The organism is Lacinutrix sp. WUR7 (assembly GCF_016864015.1).
In the GTDB taxonomy this organism is placed as follows: Bacteria; Bacteroidota; Bacteroidia; order Flavobacteriales; family Flavobacteriaceae; genus Oceanihabitans.
Map to the genome: position 1 here is coordinate 2,172,501 of NZ_CP045067.1, position 2,500 is coordinate 2,175,000.

Annotated in this window: 2 rRNA genes (1 of these 2 running past the window's edge); both read left to right on the top strand. The window is 47.0% G+C overall.

Annotation, left to right across the window (positions count from 1 at the left end):
* Window positions 1–2,179: ribosomal RNA gene (locus FG167_RS09480) — 23S ribosomal RNA — on the top strand; it begins 643 nt to the left of the window's first position.
* Between the two features lie 126 nt (window positions 2,180–2,305).
* Window positions 2,306–2,412, top strand: a 5S ribosomal RNA gene (rrf, locus tag FG167_RS09485).
* The last annotated feature ends 88 nt before the right edge of the window (window positions 2,413–2,500 follow it).

The window sequence follows — 2,500 nt, forward strand, 5'->3', positions numbered from 1 at the left end:
TCCGTAGCGAAAGCGAGTCTGAATAGGGCGCTTTAGTTAGTAGTGGTAGACGCGAAACCGTGTGATCTACCCATGGGCAGGGTGAAGCTGTAGTAACATACAGTGGAGGCCCGAACCGATATACGTTGAAAAGTGTTCGGATGACCTGTGGGTAGGGGTGAAAGGCCAATCAAACTCGGAAATAGCTCGTACTCCCCGAAATGCATTTAGGTGCAGCGTTGATTTATAGTTTTATAGAGGTAGAGCTACTGATTGGATGCGGGGGCTTCACCGCCTACCAATTCCTGACAAACTCCGAATGCTATAAAATGATAATCAGCAGTGAGGGCATGGGTGCTAAGGTCCATGTCCGAGAGGGAAAGAACCCAGACCATCAGCTAAGGTCCCAAAATATATGTTAAGTTGAAAAAACGAGGTTGAACTGCTTTGACAGCTAGGATGTTGGCTTGGAAGCAGCCATTCATTTAAAGAGTGCGTAACAGCTCACTAGTCGAGCGGTTCGGCATGGATAATAATCGGGCATAAACATATTACCGAAGCTATGGACTTATTAATAAGTGGTAGGGGAGCATTGTAGTGGCGTTGAAGGTGTGCTGTGAGGCATGCTGGAGTAGCTACAAAAGAAAATGTAGGCATAAGTAACGATAATGCGGGCGAGAAACCCGCACTCCGAAAGACTAAGGTTTCCTCAGCTATGCTAATCAGCTGAGGGTTAGTCGGGACCTAACGCGAACCCGAAAGGGGTAGTGGATGGACAACAGGTTAATATTCCTGTACCTGCTCATACTAAAAGTGACGGAGGCGTAAATTTGGTGCGAACTGACGGAATAGTTCGTTGAAGAGAGTGGTAACACCTCGATAGTACACTAAGACTACGGTCGCGGTGATAATCCAGAAAAGCGACTTCCAAGAAAAGCGAATGAAGCAGCCCGTACCCTAAACCGACACAGGTAGTTGGGATGAGAATTCTAAGGAGCTCGAGAGATTCATGGCTAAGGAACTAGGCAAAATAGACCTGTAACTTCGGGAGAAAGGTCGCCACCCTTCGGGGTGGCCGCAGTGAAAAGGTCCAGGCGACTGTTTATCAAAAACACAGGGCTATGCTAAATTGAAAGATGACGTATATGGCCTGACACCTGCCCGGTGCTGGAAGGTTAAGTGGAGGGTTTAGCTTCGGCGAAGATCTAAAATGAAGCCCCAGTAAACGGCGGCCGTAACTATAACGGTCCTAAGGTAGCGAAATTCCTTGTCGGGTAAGTTCCGACCTGCACGAATGGTGCAACGATCTGGACACTGTCTCAGCCATGAGCTCGGTGAAATTGTAGTATCGGTGAAGATGCCGATTACCCGCAGTGGGACGAAAAGACCCCGTGCACCTTTACTATAGCTTAGTATTGGTTTTGGATAAGTAATGTGTAGGATAGGTGGGAGACTTTGAAGCGGCGTCGCTAGGCGTTGTGGAGTCATTGTTGAAATACCACCCTTTGCTTATCTAGAGTCTAACCTTCTAACGAAGGGACAGTGCTTGGTGGGTAGTTTGACTGGGGTGGTCGCCTCCAAAAGAGTAACGGAGGCTTCTAAAGGTTCCCTCAGTACGGTTGGTAATCGTGCGTAGAGTGCAATGGCATAAGGGAGCTTGACTGAGAGACCTACAAGTCGATCAGGTACGAAAGTAGAGCATAGTGATCCGGTGGTTCCGCATGGAAGGGCCATCGCTCAAAGGATAAAAGGTACGCCGGGGATAACAGGCTGATCTCCCCCAAGAGCTCATATCGACGGGGGGGTTTGGCACCTCGATGTCGGCTCGTCACATCCTGGGGCTGGAGAAGGTCCCAAGGGTTGGGCTGTTCGCCCATTAAAGTGGCACGCGAGCTGGGTTCAGAACGTCGTGAGACAGTTCGGTCTCTATCTACTGTGGGCGTTAGAAATTTGAGTGGATCTGTTCCTAGTACGAGAGGACCGGAATGGACAAACCTCTGGTGTATCTGTTGTTCCGCCAGGAGCATTGCAGAGTAGCTACGTTTGGAAGGGATAAGCGCTGAAAGCATATAAGCGCGAAACCCACCACAAGATGAGATTTCTTTAAAGGGTCGTAGGAGATGACTACGTTGATAGGTCATAGGTGTAAAGGCAGTAATGTCATAGCCGAGTGATACTAATAACCCATAGGCTTATTGTACGCCTGTTTTTTTAGAGTACATACAATACATTCATGTAATTTTTTCAATATGTTAAGATATTTATCTTTTTATATGCCGTAAAGGCTACTAAAAAGAAATCCCGCAACAAATGCGGGACCAAAGCTTAAGGTGATTATAGCGATGGGGCTCACCTCTTACCATTCCGAACAGAGAAGTTAAGCCCATTTGCGCCGATGGTACTACATTGTGGAAGAGTAGGTCGTCGCCTTTTTTAGAGAATCCTCAACATTTATTTGTTGAGGATTTTTTTTTGCAATAAAATCAACCAAAATATAGAAGTTATCCATTAAAGGGAACTG